General features: G+C 69.5%; 12 protein-coding genes. 9 read left to right on the forward strand and 3 right to left on the reverse strand.

Annotated features, from left to right (window positions below; translation table 11 throughout):
- Positions 1-25 precede the first annotated feature (25 nt).
- The 6 genes from ftsZ to nagZ all read left to right on the forward strand — a co-directional run bounded on the left by ftsZ (position 26) and on the right by nagZ (position 8,202).
- Complete coding sequence (gene ftsZ, locus ACM608_RS01645) at positions 26-1,453, forward strand: cell division protein FtsZ (RefSeq protein ID WP_419681272.1); 1,428 nt, start codon at positions 26-28, stop codon at positions 1,451-1,453.
- Positions 1,454-1,775: 322 nt separating this feature from the next.
- On the forward strand, positions 1,776-3,164 hold the full coding sequence (locus tag ACM608_RS01650) for an SPOR domain-containing protein (protein ID WP_419681273.1): 1,389 nt from the start codon (positions 1,776-1,778) through the stop codon (positions 3,162-3,164).
- Between the two features lie 145 nt (positions 3,165-3,309).
- Positions 3,310-4,473, forward strand: coding sequence for a deoxyguanosinetriphosphate triphosphohydrolase (locus ACM608_RS01655; RefSeq protein ID WP_419681275.1), 1,164 nt, complete (start codon positions 3,310-3,312; stop codon positions 4,471-4,473).
- 221 nt (positions 4,474-4,694) lie between these two features.
- The gene (gene argS / locus ACM608_RS01660) at positions 4,695-6,422 is read left to right on the forward strand and encodes an arginine--tRNA ligase (protein ID WP_419681277.1); all 1,728 of its coding nucleotides are present in this window, start codon (positions 4,695-4,697) and stop codon (positions 6,420-6,422) included.
- Complete coding sequence (locus tag ACM608_RS01665; protein ID WP_419681279.1) at positions 6,422-7,189, forward strand: SPOR domain-containing protein; 768 nt, start codon at positions 6,422-6,424, stop codon at positions 7,187-7,189. Before argS ends, ACM608_RS01665 begins: the two co-directional genes overlap by 1 nt.
- Complete coding sequence (gene nagZ / locus ACM608_RS01670) at positions 7,189-8,202, forward strand: beta-N-acetylhexosaminidase (RefSeq protein ID WP_419681281.1); 1,014 nt, start codon at positions 7,189-7,191, stop codon at positions 8,200-8,202. Before ACM608_RS01665 ends, nagZ begins: the two co-directional genes overlap by 1 nt.
- A gap of 117 nt (positions 8,203-8,319) precedes the next feature.
- Here the strand turns inward: nagZ and wrbA are convergent, their stop codons facing one another.
- A complete protein-coding gene (gene wrbA / locus ACM608_RS01675; RefSeq protein WP_419681283.1) occupies positions 8,320-8,919 on the reverse strand; it encodes an NAD(P)H:quinone oxidoreductase in 600 nt (199 codons plus the stop codon).
- A 249-nt stretch (positions 8,920-9,168) separates the two neighbouring features.
- Here wrbA and ACM608_RS01680 point away from each other — a divergent pair, with 249 nt between their 5' ends.
- The 3 genes from ACM608_RS01680 (at position 9,169) to proC (ending at position 11,839) form a co-directional block, all read left to right on the forward strand.
- A complete protein-coding gene (locus tag ACM608_RS01680; RefSeq protein ID WP_419681285.1) occupies positions 9,169-9,918 on the forward strand; it encodes an electron transfer flavoprotein subunit beta/FixA family protein in 750 nt (249 codons plus the stop codon).
- The gene (locus ACM608_RS01685) at positions 9,915-10,844 is read left to right on the forward strand and encodes an electron transfer flavoprotein subunit alpha/FixB family protein (RefSeq protein WP_419681287.1); all 930 of its coding nucleotides are present in this window, start codon (positions 9,915-9,917) and stop codon (positions 10,842-10,844) included. Before ACM608_RS01680 ends, ACM608_RS01685 begins: the two co-directional genes overlap by 4 nt.
- Before the next feature lie 188 nt (positions 10,845-11,032).
- Complete coding sequence (gene proC, locus ACM608_RS01690) at positions 11,033-11,839, forward strand: pyrroline-5-carboxylate reductase (RefSeq protein WP_419681289.1); 807 nt, start codon at positions 11,033-11,035, stop codon at positions 11,837-11,839.
- 97 nt (positions 11,840-11,936) lie between these two features.
- Here proC and ACM608_RS01695 read toward each other — a convergent pair whose 3' ends face one another.
- Both ACM608_RS01695 and ACM608_RS01700 read right to left on the reverse strand, forming a co-directional pair.
- Positions 11,937-16,106 (reverse strand): translocation/assembly module TamB domain-containing protein, encoded by a 4,170-nt coding sequence (locus tag ACM608_RS01695; RefSeq protein WP_419681291.1) that lies wholly within the window; start codon positions 16,104-16,106, stop codon positions 11,937-11,939.
- Positions 16,106-18,061: an autotransporter assembly complex protein TamA gene (locus ACM608_RS01700; protein ID WP_419681293.1), complete on the reverse strand. Its 1,956-nt coding sequence runs from the start codon at positions 18,059-18,061 to the stop codon at positions 16,106-16,108. Before ACM608_RS01700 ends, ACM608_RS01695 begins: the two co-directional genes overlap by 1 nt.
- Between the last annotated feature and the right edge of the window lie 6 nt (positions 18,062-18,067).

The raw sequence follows: 18,067 nt of genomic DNA on the forward strand, positions 1-18,067 counted from the left end.
GGGCGCGGCCTAGGGAGATTGAGGCATGAGCATCGAATTCGTCCGGCCGGAAGTGGATGAACTGCGGCCGCGCATCAGCGTCATCGGCGTCGGCGGCGCGGGCGGCAACGCCATCGCAAACATGATCGGCTCCGACGTGCAGGGCGTCGAATTCGTGGTCGCCAACACCGATGCCCAGGCGCTCAATGCGTCGGCCGCCGACCGCCGTATCCAGCTCGGCCTCAAGATCACGCAGGGACTGGGAGCGGGCGCCCGTCCGGAGATCGGCCGCGCCGCCGCCGAGGAAGCGATCGAGCAGGTCGACAAGGCGCTCGAAGGCTCGCACATGTGCTTCATCACCGCCGGCATGGGCGGCGGCACCGGCACGGGCGCGGCTCCCGTCATCGCCAAGGCCGCGCGTGACAAGGGCATCCTGACCGTCGGCGTCGTCACCAAGCCGTTCAACTTCGAAGGGTCGCGTCGCGCCAAGGCCGCCGACGCCGGCATCGCCGAGCTGCAGAAGCATGTCGACACGCTGCTCGTCATCCCGAATCAGAACCTGTTCCTGATCGCCAACCCGAACACGACCTTCAAGGAAGCGTTCCAGATGGCGGACGAGGTGCTGCAGCAGGGCGTGCGGTCGATCACCGACCTGATGGTCATGCCGGGCCTCATCAACCTCGATTTCGCCGACGTCCGCTCGGTGATGGGCGAGATGGGCAAGGCGATGATGGGCACGGGCGAAGCGTCCGGCGACAACCGCGCGATCGAGGCGGCCGAAAAGGCGATCGCCAACCCGCTGCTCGACGGCGTTTCGATGAAGGGCGCGAAGGGCGTCATCATCTCGATCGTCGGTGGCGAGGACATGCGCCTGATGGAGATCGACGAGGCGGCGAACCACATCCGCGAACTGGTCGATCCGGACGCCAACATCATCTGGGGTTCGGCGTTCAACAACGACCTCGAAGGCAAGATCCGCGTGTCGGTCGTCGCGACGGGCATCGAGGCCGGTGCGGCTGCCGCGCCGGTCAAGCCGGAACCCGCCAAGGTGTTCAGCTTCCCCGGCCGGCCTGCCGCCGCCGAGGCCGCGACCGCCGCGCCGAAGGCAGCGGATGTCGCGCCGGCGCCGGTGGCGGACGTCACGTCGGAGCCCGAGGCCGTTGCGGCCGAGTCGGCCGCGCCGACGGACGAGCTGCTGCTCGACACCCCGACGGTCGCCGCGCCCGCCCGCCCCTATATCCGTCTGGAGCCGCCGGTTCCGGTTGCCACCGCGCCTGCGCCGGAGCCGGTCGCTGTCGAGCCCGAGCCGGAGGTGCGCGTCCGCGCGCCGAAGCGCGAGGGCGGCACCCTGTTCGAGCGGATGTCCAACATCTCGCGTGGCGCCTCGAAGGTGCAGGCTGATGACGACGCTCCCGCATCGGAGCGCACGCCGCTGGACATCCCGCGCTTCCTGAACCGCCAGGGCAACCAGTAACGCCGGTTCGACATCCGCCCTCGGTGGCGGTTGTCTCGCAACCCGTCATGCTGACGGAAGTCAGCATCTATTCGACGCTCCGACGGATTCGGAGCGCAGATGGATCCTGACCTTCGACAGGACGGGAATGTCGGGCGAGCCGCTCGATCATCTTGAACGTCTGTCCGCGCCCGGGTTTCGCCTTCGCCTGAAGGTAGGCAAGCCACCGCATGGCCGCCCCGTTTCGCCGATGCGCAGGCTCGTTCAGCTTTGCGCCAGCCGAGCGGGCGCACATGGCGTCCTCATGCGGCGGGGTTCTACGACGACAGCGATTCTAGCGGGCGTGCTCTGTGCGTCCGCAGCGATGGCGCAGGACGCGCCGTCGACAGGTCCGCTCCCCTTCCTGAACGAGGCGGAGACGAGCCGCAGCGTCCTGAAGAACCCGGCCGACGAGCTGACCCGCAACCTGCGCATCCTGGCCGCCAGCCCGCGCAATCTCGATGCGCTGGCCGGCGCCGGAGAGGCGGCGCTGGCGGTCGGCGATATCGAGGCGGCCCTGAGTTTCTGGAGCCGGGCGGAAGAGGTGGCGCCCCGCGACGGGCGGGTGAAGGCGGGCCTCGCGACCGCGTTCCTCATGTCGCAGCAGCCGCGCATCGCGCTCCGCCTCTTCGACGACGCCGTGGACCTCGGCTTCCCCGAAACTCGCATCGCCGCCGATCGGGGCCTCGCGCGCGACCTGCGCGGCGATAACCGGAGGGCGCAGCGGGATTATGCGCTGGCGCTGCAGACCCGGCCGGATGACGAGACCACCCGCCGCCTCGCGACCTCGCTGGCGATCAGCGGCGACCGCGCGCTGGCGATCGGCACGCTCGACCCCCTGCTTCGCAAGCAGGACATGGCCGCCTGGCGGACGCGGGTGTTCGTCGCGGCGATGACCGGCGACATCGCCGACGCCTCGCAGATCGCCCGCCAGATCCTGCCGCAGCGTCAGGCCGAGCAGATGATCCCCTTCCTCGCTCGCCTCGCCAATCTCCGCCCGGCGCAGAAGGCGGCGGCCGTGCAGTTCGGCGTCCTCCCCGCCGCCGGCAAGCTGCGCGAGGAGGTGGTCACCGTGGCGCAGGGATCGGTGAAGCCGGGCGTCATCGTGCCGGCCACCAAGCCTCCGGTCGTGCCCGAGCCGGCTGTCGCGGATGCACCGTCCGTTGTCGAGGATGCGGGTTGGCGGGCACCCGCGCGGATAACACGTGGCACCGCCGCACCGGTTCGCCGGCTTGTTGGACCTCCACCACCAGCAGAGCCTGCGGTGGCGCTCGCCGGGCCGACCCCGAGTGAAGCGCCCATCCCCGTCGCGGTCGATCCGCCGCCGGCCGTTGAAGAAGCCTCGGCCCAGAAAGCCGTGGAAGAACCCGCCAAACCGGTCCCGGCGAAGGCGAAACCCAAGCCTAGGCCGAAACCCGAACCGGAGAAGCCGCGCATCTGGGTGCAGGTCGCGGGCGGGGCGAACCGGTCCACGCTCGGCCGCGAATGGAACAAGCTCTTGAAGGCCGATCCCGACCTCTACAGCCGCCGCAAGCCGCATGTCATCGACATCGGCGCGACCAACCGGCTGGTCGTCGGCCCCTTCGCCAGCAAGAGCGAGGCGCAGGATTATGTGAACCAGCTGTCCAAGGGGGGACGGTCCGGCTTCCGCGTGGAAAGCGAGAAGGGCCAGAAGGTCGAGGCGCTGAAGTAAAGCCAACCCAAGTGGTCATGCCAGCGCAGGCTGGCATCGCGTACCAGAGGCGTGCGCCGGTTCACCGCGACCCCAGCCTTCGCTGGGGTGACATCATCATTTTCACGGCTTGCTACCTGATCCCCTGACCGCCATCTGCCCCCTTATGCCCGCCCCTTACGCCAGCAACCCGGCGCAGAGCCGTGGCCGCCTCCACGCCACGCCGGGGGCAGGCTCACGCGGGCCGCGCGACGCGTTCCAGCGGGATCGTGACCGGATCATCCACTGCATCTCGTTCCGGCGGCTGGCGCACAAGACGCAGGTCTTCGTGGCACCCGATGACGACCATTTCCGCGTCCGCCTGACCCACAGCCTGGAGGTCGCGCAGATCGGGCGGACGATCGCCCGCGCGCTCGGCCTCAACGAGGATTTGACCGAGGCGCTCTGTCTCGCCCACGACATCGGTCACCCGCCCTTCGGCCATTCGGGGGAGGAGGCGCTGCATCCCGCCTTCGCCGATGTCGGCGGCTTCGACCACAACGCCCATACTCTGCGTGTCCTGACCGAGATCGAGGCTCCCTATCCGGGCTGGCGCGGCCTGAACCTCACCTGGGACACGCTGGAGGGGCTGGCCAAGCACAACGGGCCGGTCGCGTCACCAACCTGGGCGATGGTGGAGGCTGACCGCGCCTTTCCGCTCGACCTCGACAGCTGGCCGTCGATCGAGGCGCAGGTCGCGGCGCTGGCCGACGACATCGCCTATGACAATCACGACATGGATGACGGGCTACGCGCCGGGCTGCTCGACCTCGACATGCTGGTGGCGCAGCCCTTGGTCGCGGGGTCATGGGCAGCGGTGACGGCGCGCTTCCCGCATCTCGACCGCGCCCATCTGATCGGCGAGTTCGTGCGCGAGCAGATCGGCGTGATGGTCAATGACCTTCTCGCGGGGACGGAGCGACGGATCGCGGAGCTGGGCATCCGGACGCCGGATGATGCGCGAGCGGCAGGACAGCCCGTCGCCGCCTTCTCTCCAGCGCTGGCCGAGCAGGAGCGGGCATTCAAGCGCTTCATGTACGCCAACCTTTACCACCATCCGCATCAGATCGGTGTCGCTGCCCAGGCGCAACGGGTGATCGCGAACCTTGCAGACGCTTATCGCGCCGATCCGACGCTGCTGCCCGCCGAATGGCAGGCACGTTTGCCGGCGGAGGAGCCCTGGCGCGGGCGGCATATCGCCGACTTCATCGCCGGGATGACGGACCGCTACGCTCTGTCACGCCATCGCGAGCTGATCGGGCCGGTCGAACTGCCGGGCGGATTCGCTTAGAACGCGCGCAGGTGGCGTCTGGTCATCGACGGAGGGTAGCGGCGTCTGATCCCGACACAATCCAACCTCGTTCGCCCTGAGCCTGTCGAAGGGCCAGCGCCAACGGTCTCACTGGCGCTTCGACAAGCTCAGCGTGAACGGCCTTACAGGGGGTGTGGACAGGGTGACCTTTGCCCCCGCTTCCGCTAGAGGCGCGGGCTTTCGCATCATCGGACTTGCCAGTGACCACGCTCTACGCCCGTTTCGCCGCCGAACTCGACGCCGCGCTCGACGCGCTTGTGGCGGAGGGGGCGCTGCCCGCAGGTCTCGACCGCCACAACGTGACGATCGAGCCGCCGCGCGATGCGAGCCACGGCGATCTCGCCACCAATGCCGCGATGGTGCTGGCGAAGCCTGCGGGCACCAACCCCCGCGCGCTCGCCGCGCTGATCGCGCCGAAGCTCGCGGCGCTCGACTGGGTCGAAAAGGTGGATGTCGCCGGGCCGGGGTTCATCAACCTCGCGCTCACCGAGGTGACCTGGCGGGCGGAGCTGTCCGAGATCCTGACGATGGCGGCGGCCTATGGGCGGTCCAACGTCGGCGCGGGGACGCGGGTGAACGTCGAGTACGTCTCCGCCAACCCGACGGGGCCGATGCACATGGGCCATTGCCGGGGTGCGGTGGTGGGCGATGCGCTCGCCAGCCTGCTGGAGCATGCGGGCTATGCGGTGACGCGCGAGTATTACGTGAACGACGCGGGGTCGCAGGTGCAGACGCTCGGCCGGTCGGCGCATCTCCGCTATCGCGAGGCGCTGGGCGAGACGATCACCGTGCCGGAGGGGCTGTATCCCGGCGACTACCTCATCCCGATCGGTCAGGCGTTGGCGGCGAAGTTCGGCGATCGCTTCGTCGGCAAGCCGGAGAGCGAATGGCTCGACCTGTTCCGCGAGCGGACCGTGGCGGCGATGATGGACATGATCCGGGCCGACCTCGCCCTCCTCGGCATCCATCACGACGTCTTCTCCTCCGAGGCGGAGGTGCAGAAGTCGGGCAAGGTCGCGGCGGCTGTCGAGACCTTGCGTGCGAACGGCTATGTCTACGAAGGCACGCTGGAGCCGCCGAAGGGCGAGCTGCCCGACGATTGGGCGCCGGAGGAGATGACCCTGTTCCGCGCGACGGAGTTCGGCGACGACAGCGACCGCCCGATCCGCAAGGCGGACGGCAGCTACACCTATTTCGGCAACGACCTCGCCTACCACTACCAGAAGGCGGAGAAAGCGGACCAGCTGATCGACATCTGGGGTGCGGACCATGCCGGTACGGTCAAGCGCATCCAGGCGGCGGTGAAGGCGCTGACCGGCGGGCGCACCCCCCTCGACATCAAGCTCGTGCAGATGGTCCGCCTGCTCCGCAATGGCGAGCCGGTGAAGATGTCCAAGCGCTCGGGGTCGTTCGTGACCCTCGCCGATGTGGTCGAGGAGGTCGGCAAGGACGTCGTCCGCTTCACCATGCTGACCCGCAAGGCCGACGCCCAGATGGATTTCGACTTCGCCAAGGTGGTCGAGGCGTCGAAGGACAACCCGGTCTTCTACGTCCAGTACGCTCATGCCCGCATCCGCTCGCTCCACCGCCGCGCGGACGAGGCGGGGCTGAGCCTGCCCGAGGCGGACCTGACCCTGCTCGACGCCGAGGAACTGGCGCTGGTCAAGCTCGCCGCGCAATTCCCGCGCGTGGTGGAGGGCGCGGCGAACGCGCATGAGCCGCATCGCGTCGCCTTCTACCTGTTCGATCTCGCGGCCGCCTTCCACGCGCTCTGGAACAGGGGGAACGATGACCCGGCCCGACGCTTCCTCCTTCCGGACGACCTTGCCGTCACCGCCGCACGTCTGGCGCTGGCCGATGCGGTGGGGCAGGTTGTCCGCAACGGCCTCGGCATCATGGGGGTCGCGGCGGCGGAGGAGATGAACTGATGGGCGACCGGCGGGCGGCTTCGCGCGATTACGACGAGAGCCTGCCCTGGCTGGAGCCCGTCGAGGCGGAGAATGCCCGGCCGCGCCGTAAGAAGAGCGGCGGGGGTGGCGGACGCTTCCTGCTGATCGCGATGATCCTGCTGCTGGTCGCCTTCGTCGGCATCGGCCTCGCCTATTGGGCGATCGGCGAGGGGGAGGGCGACGGCCCGCCCGGCCTGATCAAGGCGCAGCCGGGGCCCTATAAGGTGCCGACCGACAAGGTGGGCGGCATGGAGGTCGCGGGCCAGGGCGATAGCACCTATGCCACCAGCCAGGGCGACGACCGCCCCTCGCAGATCGACCTCTCCGCCCTGCCCGAAGCGCCGATGACCACACGCGAGGCGGAGCCTGCGGCCGTCTCGCCCAAGCCTACCGCATCGACGGCCGCGGCGCCGAAATCGGCTGCTCCCGCGCCTGCTCCGGTCAAGGCCGCGCCACCGACACCGAAGCCCGCGCCCGCCAAGGTCGAGCCGCCCAAGCCCGAGACACCGTTGTCGGGCGGCACGATCCAGCTCGGCGCTTTCTCCTCCGAGGCGAAGGCCAATGCCGCATGGAAGGCTCTGTCGAAACGGTTCGCGGCGCTTGGCGGGCTGACGCCTGCGATTGCGCCGGTGTCGACCGCCAACGGCACGCTCTACCGCCTGCGCGCGGCGGCGGGCGGACAGGCCGGATCGATCTGCGCAAAGATGAAGGTCTCCGGCGACAGCTGCTCGGTGGTCGGCAACTGATGCTGCCTGCGATCCTCGGGATCTGCGGCACGACGCTCAGCGACGAGGAGCGGGCGTTCTTCCGTGAGGTCGAACCCGCCGGCCACATCCTGTTCAAGCGGAACTGCGTCGATCGCGCGCAGATGCTGGCGCTGACCGACGATCTGCGGGCGCTGTCGGGCCGAGAGGACGTCCCGATCCTGATCGACCAGGAGGGCGGCCGCGTGGCGCGGATGCAGCCGCCGGAATGGCCCGCTTTCCCGAAGGCGGAGGTGTTCGACCACCTCTACGAGGTCGCGCCGATTACCGCGATCGAGGCGGCGCGCGCTAACGCCGCCGCCATCGGCTTCACGCTGAAGGAGGTGGGGGTCAATGTCGACTGCCTGCCGCTCCTCGACGTGCGGCAGCCGGGGGCGCACGACATCATCGGCGACCGTGCGCTTGGGTCGGACCCGATGCGCGTCGCCGCACTCGGCCGCGCGGTGCTCGACGGGCTGCGGGATGCGGGGGTCGTCGGCGTGGTCAAGCATATGCCGGGACACGGCCGGGCGCTGGCGGACAGCCATGTCGAACTGCCCACCGTGGACGCCGAAGCGCAGGCGCTGGAGAGCGATCTCGTCCCCTTCCACAGCCTCAACAAGGCGGTGATGGGGATGACGGCGCATGTCGTCTACGCCGCCTGGGACGCGGCGCGCTGCGCCAGCGTGTCGCCGAAGGTGATTTCGGAGATCATCCGGGGCCGCATCGGCTTCGAAGGGCTGCTGATGTCGGACGATCTGGGTATGCAGGCGCTGGCGGGCGACTTCACCACCCGGGCGCGCGACGTGGTCGCGGCGGGATGCGACGTGGCGCTGCACTGTTCGGGCAACATGGAGGAGATGGCCCATGTCGCCGCCGGGCTCGGCGAGGTCACGGCGGAGGGCCGGGCGCGGCTGGAGCGGGCGATGGCGTCCGTGGCCGAAGTGACGCCGGTGACCGACTATGCAGAGTGCATCGAGAAGCGGGACGCGCTGCTCGCCGTGCTGCGGGGCTAAACCCATGAGCCGTCACCCCAGCGAAGGCTGGGGTCCATGTCTCTCGGAATAACGGATGCTCTCTGGACTCCGAGCCATGGATGCCAGCCTTCGCTGGCATGACGGCAATGAGGGAAGTTACCCGAACAGCTTCGCCGCCGTCTTCGCCACCAGTTCACCCTGGTGGCGCGCGCCGTCCAGTTCGTTGGCGCTCGGCTGGCGCGATCCGTCGCCGGCGGCGATCGTCGTCGCGCCATAGGGCGAGCCGCCGGTCACCTGGTCGAGCTTCAGCTGGCCCTGGAAGCTGTAGGGCAGGCCGACGATCGTCATGCCGAAATGCAGCAGGTTGGTGATGATCGAGAACAAAGTCACCTCCTGCCCGCCATGCTGGCTGGCGGTCGAGGTGAAGGCAGCGCCGACCTTGCCGTTGAGCGCGCCACGCGCCCACAGGCCGCCGGCCTGATCCAGGAACGCGGCCATCTGGCTCGGCATCCGGCCGAAACGGGTCGGCGCGCCGATGACGATCGCGTCGTAGTTCTCCAGATCGGCGACCTTCGCCTCTGGCGCGGACTGGTCGAGCTTGAAATGGGCGTTCCGGGCGACTTCGAGGGGCGCGGTCTCGGGCACCCGCTTCACGTCCACCTCGGCACCGGCGGCGCGGGCGCCGTCGGCGATCGCGGACGCCATCGTCTCGATATGCCCGTAGCTGGAATAGTAGAGGACAAGGACCTTGGCCATGCGAGTGCTCCGTTGATCGGTGTGACGGGCCGTAGATGCCGCCGCACGGCAGTCGGCGCCAGTCGCATAAGGTCGAACCGAAACTTCGATCGGGTTGTATGATCGACCGGCTTTCCGCGCTGCAACATCTTGTTGGCCGCGCCCGGTTGATCGCCCCCCGAATCTCTTTTACGGCCTTGCCGGTATCCGCGCGCGACGAGGTGGAGGGAGTCCGCGGCGTCGCGCCGTCATCGTTGGGGAAGGATCGACATGAAGGTACTCGTGCCCGTGAAGCGGGTGATCGACTACAATGTGAAGCCGCGGGTGAAGATGGACGGTTCTGGCGTCGATCTTGCCAATGTGAAGATGTCGATGAACCCGTTCGACGAGATCGCGGTCGAGGAAGCGCTGCGCCTGAAGGAAAAGGGCGTCGCTACCGAGGTCGTGGTCGTCTCGATCGGCGAGGCGAAGGCGCAGGAGACGTTGCGCACCGGCCTCGCCATGGGCGCCGATCGCGCGATCCTGGTCGCGGCCGAGGGTGAGGTCGAGCCGCTGGCCGTCGCCAAGATCCTGAAGGCGATCGTGGCCGAGGAAGCGCCGCAGATCGTCCTTCTCGGCAAGCAGGCGATCGACGACGATTCGAACCAGACCGGCCAGATGCTGGCGGCTTTGCTCGGCTGGGGCCAGGGCACCTTCGCCTCCAAGGTCGAGGTTTCGGGCGAGACTGTAGCGGTCACCCGCGAGGTCGACGGTGGTCTTGAGACGGTCAGCCTCAAGCTGCCGGCGATCATCACCACCGATCTTCGCCTGAACGAGCCGCGTTATGCCTCGCTGCCGAACATCATGAAGGCGAAGTCGAAGCCGCTCGCGCAGAAGACGGTGGCGGATTACGGCGTCGACGCCACCCCGCGCCTCAAGACCCTGAAGGTCGAGGAGCCGGCGAAGCGTCAGGCGGGCGTGAAGGTCGCCGATGTCGATGAACTGGTGGGCAAGCTCAAGACCCTGGGAGTGGTGGCATGACGGCGCTGGTACTCGTTGAACACGACAATGCGGTCGTGAAGGACGCGACGCTCGCCACGGTGAGCGCGGCGGCGAAGCTCGGCGACGTCAACCTGCTGGTGGCGGGCGCGGGCTGTGCGGCGGTCGCCGACGAGGCCGCGAAGATCGCGGGCGTCGGTACCGTCTATCTGGCGGACGACGCGGCCTACGGCCATGCGCTGGCGGAGAATGTCGCGCCCCTGATCGTCAAGCTGATGGAGAGCCACGACGCCTTCGTGGCACCCGCGACCTCCAACGGCAAGAACATCGCCCCGCGTGTCGCGGCCCTGCTGGACGTCGCGCAGATTTCCGATATCCTGTCGGTCGAGAGCGCGGATACCTTCACCCGGCCGATCTATGCCGGCAACGCGATCGCGACGGTGCAGTCGTCAGACGCGAAGAAGGTGATCACCGTGCGCGGCACCGCCTTCGACAAGGCGGAGAAGGGCAGCGGATCGGGCAAGGTCGAGGCGGTCTCCGCCGATGGCGACACCGGCCTGTCGAGCTTCGTCGGTGCGGAGATCTCCAAGTCCGAGCGGCCGGAGTTGACCAGCGCGAAGATCATCGTCTCTGGCGGCCGCGCGCTCCAGAACGGTGAGAATTTCGAGCAGATCATCGTGCCGCTCGCCGACAAGCTCGGCGCAGGCGTGGGTGCGTCGCGTGCGGCGGTCGATGCGGGCTTCGTGCCGAACGACTATCAGGTCGGCCAGACCGGCAAGATCGTGGCCCCGGAAGTCTACATCGCCGTCGGCATCTCGGGCGCGATCCAGCACCTCGCCGGCATGAAGGACTCGAAGGTCATCATCGCCATCAACAAGGACGAAGACGCGCCGATCTTCCAGGTGGCGGACGTCGGCCTTGTCGGCGATCTGTTCAAGATCGTGCCGGAACTGACCAGCAAGCTGTAAGCTGCGGTCATCCCGATGGGACATGAGCGCCTCGCCCGGCGACGGGTGGGGCGTTCTTGTTTACGACCGCGCCCCCGTCCCGTTCGTCCTGAGTAGCCGCTGAGCGAAGTCGAAGTGGCGTATCGAAGGATGCTTCGATACGGGTCTTCGACAGGCTCAGCCCCTACTCAGCACGAACGGAACGATCGATGTTTGTCGAAGGCCCCCTCTGGATCGTCGGCGCGGGGAACATGGGCGGGGCTATGCTGCGCGGCTGGGTCGCGGCAGGCCTCGATTCGCACCAAGTCACCGTCATCGACCCTGGCCGGCCCGATCTGCCGGACGGCGTACGCCACCTCCAGACGCCCCCGCCCGACGGCGAGGTGCCGGCCTATGTCCTCTTCGCCGTCAAGCCGCAGCTTCTCGACCAGGTCGCGCCGGCCCTCGCCCCGCTGCTCGGGGCGGAAACGGTGCTGATGTCGATCCTCGCCGGTGTCGAGATCGCCTCGCTCCGCACCCGCTTTCCGGCCGTTGAGGGGATCGTGCGGGTGATGCCCAACACCCCGGCCGCGATCGGCAAGGGCGTGGTGGCGCTCTATGCCGAGGGCGTGCCGCCGGCGCGGGCCGATGCGGTGCTCGCCCTCATGAGCACCCTCGGCCTCGCCGAATGGCTGGCGAGCGAGGACCAGTTCGATCTGGTAACAGCACTCTCCGGCTCCGGCCCCGCCTTCACCTTCCGCTTCATCGACGCACTGGCGGCGGGAGCCACAGCCCTCGGCCTCCCCGCCGACCAGGCCCTCCGCTTCGCCCGCGCGACCGTAGAAGGCTCCGCCCTCCTCGCCGCGCAGGCGGACGAGAGCCCGGCCGTTCTAGCCGACCGCGTCGCCAGCCCCGGCGGTTCGACGCGCGAGGGCCTGAACGTCCTTGACGAGGGTGATGCCCTGAACGCGTTGGTGAAGGCGACGCTCGAAGCGGCCGAACGGCGCAATGGGGAACTGGCAGCCGCCGCGCGTTAACCGCCCCTCCCCGCCGTTCGCCCTGAGCCTGTCGAAGGGCCAGCATGCACCGTCTCACTGGCGCTTCGACAAGCTCAGCGCGAACGGGGGGTGGCGATCAATAATCCTTCGATATCCGTACGTTCGTGCTCGTGCGGCCGAGGCTGGAGATGCTCGACAGCAGCGAGAGCCAGCGTGTCAGTTCCCACTCGACGCGAGTGGCGGAATAGCCCTGGCCGTCGGTTGCGACCTCTACATAGACGCGGCGGGTGACGTATTTGCCTGCCGCCACCGACGCCTTCTGGCCGGTGGTCTGGTCGGCGGGGAGGATGCGCAGGCGGTCGAGGCCTGCCGCTTTGCGTACCGCGTTGATCGGGTCGAGCCCGCCGCCACCCCCGCTGCGGAGCGACGCCACCGCCGCCGCCAGCTGCACCGCCTCCGGTGCTGACAGGTTGGTGATCGAGGTGCCGAAGAGCAGTCGGCTGAGCAGCTCGTCCTCCGGCAACGCCGGCACGCTGGTGAAGCTGATGTCCGGGTGCAGGCCGGTGCCGGTGACGCGGATCGTCGCGTTGAGGCCCTGGATGTCGGCTTCCGCACTGATGTCGAGCTGCGGATCGGGCGGATATTCGCCCGAGAAGCGGATGGTGCCGCGCTCCAGCTCGAAGCGGCGGCCGGCGAATTCATAGCCGCCGCGCACCAAGGTCGCGGTGCCGAGGATGCGCGGCGCGTCGATCGTGCCGCCGATCTTCATGTCCGCCTGCCACTCGCTATCGAGACCGAGGCCGGTGACGGCGAGGCGGTTGCGCGCGTTGGCCTGGAGGTCGAGCCTCCACCCGCCGCCCGCCGCCGCGCGATCGCCCGGTGCGGTGTCGTCGCGGTTGATCTCGGTAACGGCAAGCTGCGGCACCTCCGCCGCCGCCGCGCGGCCCAGGCGGAAGCTGGAGCGGATCAGCTTCACGTCGCCGGAGATCGTGCCCGCACCCCCGTCCGAACGGATCGCGAGCGGACCGGTGACGGTCGCGCCGATGTCGTCGCGGGCGAGCAGGCGGGCGTTCTCCGCCTGGATCGCGACGTCCATGCCGAAGCCGCGCGCCGAGGCGAAGTCGAAGGTCGCCCGGCCGGAGAGCGCGCCGTTGCCCGGCGTCTTGCCGGTGAAGCGGTCGATGAGGAGCCGCGATCCGTCGAAGCGGCCCGTGGCGTTGAGGTCGGTCACGACCGTCCCCGTCACAGCGCTTTCGAGTCGCGCGCCCGTCGCGCGGACCGAGCCGCGGATGACCGGATCGGACAACCGGCCGGACACATCCGCGCCGACCGATAGCGGCCCGGTCAGGTCCACGATCTCCAGCCCGCTGAGCCCCCAGAGCGATCCGGCCGGACCCTGATAGCGAAACTGCGCGAAGAGGGGCGCAGCCATCAGGTCGTCGAGGAAGGAGCCGCTATTGCCGATCGGCGCAAGCCGCGCCTGACCCCGCCCAAGGGTCTGCCCGCTCGATGCGAGGACCGCGCGGGCGGCGGCTCCGCGCGCATCGAGAACGCCGACGATACCGATATCCACCGGCGTCGACGCGCGGGCGAGGGCGGCGCGGGAAAGACCGCGCACGGTCAGATTGGCGTTCCCCGTCGGGCGCGCACCCTTGGCGGCGCGGAAAGTGAGGCGACCCGAGGCGTCCCCCGACAGTCCGATGCCGGGCATGACGAGGTCGAGGATGCGGAGCGGCATCTTCGACAGCGAGAGGTCCGCCGCCGTGCTCTCCGCGCCGAACAGGCCGGAGACGTTCGCCGAGCCGCCGCCGAAGCTGAGCGCGGTGGGGGCCAGCCGCCAGCCGCCCGCCTCTGCCGTCAGCACGGCGGGGGTGGTCAGCGCCACCGGCCGACGGTCGACGGTGCCGTCGGCGCGAATCGAGATGCGGTTGGGGGCCAGGGTGGTGACCGTCTTCAGGTCGAAGCCGCGCCCCTGCGTGCCGCTGAGATTGGCGCGCACCTCGCCATTGCCGCCACGCAGATGGGCGCTGGCGTCGAGACGCTGGATGGTGATGCCGCCGCGCCTGATCCCGCGCGCCGCGACCGTCCCGTCAACGGAGATCCCGGCGGGGTCGAGGCGGAGCGCGCCGTCGATCTTCGCCCGGCCGATCGTGGCGTTGGCGGGCGCGCCTAGGCTCGCCCCGGCAAGGGTCAGATGCGCCTCGATCCGCTGCACGCCGTCCGCCGGCATGAAGAGGAGCGCGCCGCCGATCCCGCCGCCCGCCAAGTCGATACGGCCGCTGAAGCCGACATCCCCGGTGGTGAGCGCGCCTTTGCCATGCGTGCCGGCCACCGCGATGTCGGCGAACTGGATGGTCGCCGGTGCGCCGGCGGGGAGCAGGATCGCGCCGTTTGTGGCGAAGGGGCCGAGCGTCGATCCGCCCCTGGCGCGGAAGGCGAAGCCGGCGGCTGTGGGGTCGAGCACCGCGTCCACGTCGGTCAGGCCGAGCGCGGGCAGCGGGCTCGCCAGCTTCAACACGACACGCGGGCGGGAGATGTCGCCGTCGAGGAGCAGGCGGAACGCACCATATTGCGCCTGCCGTCCGCTGCCTTCGACATGAAAGGTGCCGTCATTGCGGCGGTATCCGTTACCGGCGAAGGTGATTCCCGGCCCGCGCAGCCGCAGGTTGCGGAAGTGGAGGACGCCATCCGGTCCCCTCAGCAGGCCGGTCTCGATACGCGGCAGGCCGCCGGCGAGCGATCGGAAGAAGCTGTTGTCGAGCCGGCGGACCACCGCGACGCCGGTGCCGCTCACCACCGTGCCGCGCCCGCTGGTGCCCGGCACGACCTTCAGCTCGCTCTTCACGTCGACGATGCCGATGCCGGGGATCAGGTAGCGAGAGATCTGCCCGTTCAGCGCGACATCATAGTCGCCGGTCGTCATGTCGAGGCGGAGCGAGAGCTGCCCGGCAAGCTTGTCGGAAGAGAGCTTGAGCTTGTCGCCGGTCAGTGATCGCGGCGTGATCCTTAGCGCGCCGTCCACCGTCAGGTTGCGCAGGATGCCGCCGCCGACCTCGCCGATGCCGGTCACCCGTGCGGCGGTGAAGCGCACGGGCAGGGTGACAGGCCAGGGCGAAAGCTGGCCCTTGCCCGCCGCGCGCACCGTCTCGAACCCGGTATTGTCGAACGCGAGACGGCTGGCCGTCGCCGCATAGTCGAAGGTTGCGGTCTTGAACGGCCCGTCGAAGCGGGCGTTGAGGCGGATGTCGCGCCCGCTCATGTTCGGGAACATCGCCCGTGGGCGGAGCAGACGCGCATCCACCCGCATCGCGTCGAAGGTGCTGTCCGACAAATCAGCGGCACCGGCCACGCGCAGGTCGAGCGCCGCCGAACGCGCCTTGAAGTTCAGGTCGAGGCGGCGGTCCTTCAGCGTCGCTTCACCGGTCATGGCGATGCGCGGCGCCGTCATCCGCTGCAGCTTGCCCGCCAGGAACGGGGAGGGCGCGGCGAAGCCGGTCAGCGCATAGCGGCCATCCTGGGCGGTGAGCGACAGGTCCACCACCTGCCGGTCGCTGAGGGTGTAGAGCGCGCGGCCCTGCCACCGCTTCCACGTCCCCTTGCCGGTGATGGTCAGGGCGAGCGGACGCTTGGTGCCGAAGATGCCGCCGAGCGTACCGGCGGCGGGCGAGGTGGCCCGCGCCTCCAAATCGAAGCGGTCGCGGTCGGGCTCGGCGTCCAGCTTCAGCGTCAGGCCGTCCTTCGCCGCCGCAAGCGCCTTCAGGTCCACCATCGCCCGGCCGTCGCGGATGTCGGCGCGGCCCGTCAGCGCCACGATCCGCCGCGCGCCCGCGACGGCGGGCTCCAGGCGCAGGCGCGTCACGTTCAGCGCGCCGATGCGGATGTCGAAGCCGGGGAGGATCGGCCCCTTCTTGCCCGTGCTGAGATCGGGGATTTTGCTGAGGATGACGAGATCGCTGTCGAGGCGGTTGATCGCGAGGCGATTGGCCAGCCAGTCGGCCGGTCGCCAGTCGAGCGCCACCGCCGGCGACTGCAGGAACAGCCCGCGCCGGTCGTAGAGGCGGAGGTCGCGGATCGTCGCCCTCGTCCAGATCGACCCTTCGATGCGGCCGATCCGGATGCGGAGACCGTTGGTGGGCCGAAGTGCCGCGATCCGGTCGGCAAGGAAGCGGTGGCCCGGTCCGGTATCGATGCCCCATGCCGCGACGAGGATGAGGAGCAACAGGCCGCCAAGCGCGATCGCCGTCCACTTGGCGATCCGCCGGAGCAGGCTGCGCCCGGGCAGTGCGGGTGCCTCGGCCTCGTCCATCAGAACGCCTGGCCCAGCGAAACGTAGACCGCGACGCGGCTGTCACCCGGACGGCGGTTGAGCGGGGTGCCGACGTCGATGCGCACCGGGCCGAAGCTGGTGTAGTACCGCACGCCGAGGCCCGCGCCGTAGCGCATCCCCGACAGCTTCGGCAGCGCCGCGCGGTAGAGGTTGCCGCCGTCGATGAACGGCACCACCCCGAAATCGCCGAAGCGGAAGCGGGCCTCCGCCGAGAACTCGGTCAGGCTGCGCCCGCCGATCGGATCGTTGTCCACGTCGCGCGGGCCGATCCGCTGATAGCCATAGCCGCGCACCGATCCGCCGCCGCCCGCATAGAAGCGCCGCGACGGCGCGATGTCGTCGGTCTGTGCGCCGGGGGTGAAGCCGAAGCGGAGGCGGCCGGCGAGCACGATGCCGGGGGTGACCGGCTGGTACGCGCTCGCGTCGATCTGCGCGCGGGCGTAGAACTGGCTGCCCTGCCGAAGCGACGCCTCGGGCGAGAGGCGGGCGGAGAGGCGATAGCCGGTCGTCGGATCGAGCAGGTCGTCGGTGCCGTCATAGGCGAGGCGCGTGGGGAGCGCCGCGATCAGATAGGTGCGACGGGCGGTCACGCCGGTCTGCGTGGAAAAGGCGCGCTCGTCCGACCCGACGAATTCCGCGCCGTAGGACCACACCCACTTCTTTTGCCAGATGATGTTGGTCTGCCGCTCGATGCCCGCGGCCAGCGACACGGTGCGCGCGTCATAGGCGTTGAAGTTGGAATGGCTGGCGAAGGCGCTGGCGGTCAGCACCTGATCGCGCTGGCGGAAATTGCCGCGCCTGAATTGCGTTCCGAGATATTGCTCGCGCGTGCCGGCGACGCCGCGGAAGGTCACCGCGCCCTCGGGGCGGAAGAAGTTGCGGTGCTGCCAGCTCGCCTCCACCCGCACGCCCTCGCCCGTGCCGTAGCCCGCCTCCAGCGCGATCGTGCGGGGCGGGGCAGGGGTGAGTTCGGTGACGATGTCGACCGTACCGGGGTTGGCGCCCGGCGTCGGCTTCAGCACCACGGAGGAGACGAGGCCGGTCGCGACCAGCGCGCGGCGCAGGTCCTCGATCAGCGCGGCGTCGTAGCGGTCGCCGGGGCGGAAGCGCGCGATCTGCTGGACGTGCTTGGGGCCGAAGACGCGTTTCTGCCCCTGGATCACGACCTTGCCGAAGCGCGCCGCCTCGCCCGACTGGATGGCGAGGGCCAGCGTGCCGTTATCCGCCTGCCGGTCGATGACGATCGCGGGCTCGTCCACCTTGGCGAAGGGATAGCCGCGATGGGTGAGCGCGGCGCGGAGATTGGCGAGGCCGGTGTTGACCTTTTCCGCATCGATCGGATCGCCCGACTTCACGCCGAACGCGCTCTCGAACGCGGCCCGGTCGGTCGCGGGAAGGCCGTCCAGCGTGACGGCGGCGAAGGTGAAGCGCGGGCCCGGCTGCGCGGTCAGCGTGACGCGCGGCTTGTTCTCGCCCGCGATCTCGTAAAACACCTCGGCATCGTAATAGCCGCGCGACACGAGCAGGCTCTTCAGCAGGTCGGCGTCGTTGCTGGCGCGGCGGTCGAGCTGGGCGAGGCTGGCGTCGCCCTTCTTGTCGCCCTTCAGCGTCGAGAGGGAGTCGAACTGCACCATCAGCGCCGGATCGATCCCGTCGATCCCCTCCAGCGAGACGGCATAGTCGCTGATGCCCTCGTCGCTCTTCGCCGCCTCCTTCGCGCCGGCGGCGCTGGCGGTCGGCGTGGCGGCGACCGGCTCATCCGCGCCGAGTTCGGGCCAGTCGACGCCGAGGTCGGGCAAGGGGGCGAGCGGCGATCCGGGATCGAGCGAGCCGGCGGGTTCGGGCGGCGTCTGTGCGCCGAGGGGTGGCGCGGAGGTGAGGAACGCGGCGAGCGCGAACGACCGGACCCTGTGACGCGCAGACTCGACCGGCATGGAGGC

It is taken from the genome of Sphingomonas sp. ID0503, assembly GCF_048565625.1.
Classification (GTDB): Bacteria; Pseudomonadota; Alphaproteobacteria; order Sphingomonadales; family Sphingomonadaceae; genus JBLZUR01.

Excerpts from the sequence above, each read along its gene's own strand:
- wrbA (WP_419681283.1), bottom strand. The coding sequence starts at position 8,919 with ATGGCCAAGGTCCTTGTCCTCTACTATTCCAGCTACGGGCATATCGAG.
- ACM608_RS01695 (WP_419681291.1), bottom strand. The coding sequence starts at position 16,106 with ATGGACGAGGCCGAGGCACCCGCACTGCCCGGGCGCAGCCTGCTCCGG.
- ACM608_RS01685 (WP_419681287.1), top strand. The coding sequence starts at position 9,915 with ATGACGGCGCTGGTACTCGTTGAACACGACAATGCGGTCGTGAAGGAC.
- nagZ (WP_419681281.1), top strand. The coding sequence starts at position 7,189 with ATGCTGCCTGCGATCCTCGGGATCTGCGGCACGACGCTCAGCGACGAG.
- ACM608_RS01680 (WP_419681285.1), top strand. The coding sequence starts at position 9,169 with ATGAAGGTACTCGTGCCCGTGAAGCGGGTGATCGACTACAATGTGAAG.
- ACM608_RS01700 (WP_419681293.1), bottom strand. The coding sequence starts at position 18,061 with ATGCCGGTCGAGTCTGCGCGTCACAGGGTCCGGTCGTTCGCGCTCGCC.
- ftsZ (WP_419681272.1), top strand. The coding sequence starts at position 26 with ATGAGCATCGAATTCGTCCGGCCGGAAGTGGATGAACTGCGGCCGCGC.
- ACM608_RS01665 (WP_419681279.1), top strand. The coding sequence starts at position 6,422 with ATGGGCGACCGGCGGGCGGCTTCGCGCGATTACGACGAGAGCCTGCCC.
- proC (WP_419681289.1), top strand. The coding sequence starts at position 11,033 with ATGTTTGTCGAAGGCCCCCTCTGGATCGTCGGCGCGGGGAACATGGGC.
- ACM608_RS01655 (WP_419681275.1), top strand. The coding sequence starts at position 3,310 with ATGCCCGCCCCTTACGCCAGCAACCCGGCGCAGAGCCGTGGCCGCCTC.